Source organism: Pseudomonas brassicacearum, from assembly GCF_003732265.1.
Lineage (GTDB): Bacteria > Pseudomonadota > Gammaproteobacteria > Pseudomonadales > Pseudomonadaceae > Aquipseudomonas > Aquipseudomonas brassicacearum_D.
This window is the reverse complement of record NZ_MOBK01000423.1, coordinates 1-635: the sequence shown is the minus strand read 5'-3', so window position 1 is coordinate 635 and position 635 is coordinate 1. Positions and strand designations below refer to the sequence as shown.

Below are 635 nucleotides of genomic sequence, written 5' to 3'. Positions count from 1 at the left end.
AATGCGCAGCGGCCCGGAAGGAGTCTGCCCGCTGAACATGACACGTCCGTTATCGGCCAAGCGTAGCGCTGACGCCGGGCTCTGCCACTCGCACCCGATCACTGGTGAACGCAGCCAGTCACCGCTGAGCCACCACACACGACCGGCGCTTCGGTGCAACTCACCGTCGGCCAGGCGCCAAACGGGTGAAGCGTCGTGGCCGGCTTCGCAGAGATCGGTCCAACCCGACCAATGGTCAGTGTCGGGCAAACGGGTCAGCGGTTCGAGCCAATGGCTGATTACATTTCGTTGACGCGCAGCAGACAGCGCAGCCAGCGGCGCCAGTTCCAGCGAAGGCAGCCCCAGCCATTCGAAATCATGCGCGGTGGCGGCGGTTGTCAGATCGATCTGCGCCAACTCATCAAGCAGTCCCTTGGCCTCACGCAGATGCGCGGCGCTGCGGACCATGCTCGCCTGCGCTTGCGGCCAGCGCTCGGTCAGCAACGGCATGACCTGATGCCGCAGGTAATTGCGCGAAAGCTGTCGATCCTGATTCGACGGGTCTTCAATCCAGCGCAATTGATGAGCCTGCGCATACGCCTCCAGTTCGGAACGAGAGACGTCCAGCAACGGGCGAATCAGCATGCCCTGCCCCA

The 635-nt window shown here is 63.3% G+C and carries 1 protein-coding gene; it reads right to left on the bottom strand.

All coding sequences use genetic code 11. The annotated features are described in order from the left end of the window. The coding region (locus tag BK660_RS32040) for a TilS substrate-binding domain-containing protein (protein ID WP_185045364.1) at positions 1-635 on the bottom strand (635 nt) is incomplete at both ends.